Source organism: Billgrantia montanilacus, from assembly GCF_003336675.1.
GTDB lineage: Bacteria > Pseudomonadota > Gammaproteobacteria > Pseudomonadales > Halomonadaceae > Halomonas > Halomonas montanilacus.
The window spans coordinates 1-539 of sequence record NZ_QPII01000053.1 but is presented as its reverse complement, the minus strand read 5'-3'; the positions used below and the strand labels follow the sequence as shown (position 1 = coordinate 539).

At 67.3% G+C, this 539-nt stretch carries 1 protein-coding gene; it reads right to left on the bottom strand.

Annotated features, from left to right (window positions below):
- Positions 1-539 (bottom strand): PhoX family protein (locus tag DU505_RS22220; RefSeq protein WP_114481147.1); only part of this gene is annotated, 539 nt, incomplete at both ends.

The window sequence follows — 539 nt, the reverse complement described above, 5'->3', positions numbered from 1 at the left end:
CTCCTGGCCCACGGGGCCGGTGAGGAAACGCTTGATCTCGCCGGTCTCGGGGTTGGCCGCCAGCATCTGGTTGTTGCCGAACACCTCGAAGATGCCGCTGTTCATCACCGACTCGCTGATGTCGGTCTGAATCCAGACGCGGCGGTCCGGGTCGATCCACAGGCCATCCGGTGAGGCGAAGATGGCGTCCTGCTCCAGCGGCTCGCCGGCCAGATCGCGGCTGTCATCGCTGTCGCCTGCCAGCACGAAGAGATCCCACTCGAAGCGGGTGCCGGCGTGAATACCTTCCTCCTGCCAGCGGATGATATGGCCGAAACTGTTGTCGGCTCGGGGGTTGGCGGCGTCCTCGCCACCCTGCTCACGGCGGGTGTTGTTGGTCAGGGAGAAGTAGACCTGGCCGGTGGCGGGGTCGACCGCGCCCCACTCGGGGCGGTCCATCCTGGTGGCACCGGCATGGTCGGCGGCGCTGCGGGTATTGACCAGGATGTCGGCCAGGTCGGCGAAGCCGTTTTCCGGCGTCAGGCCGTTCTCGCCCGGGG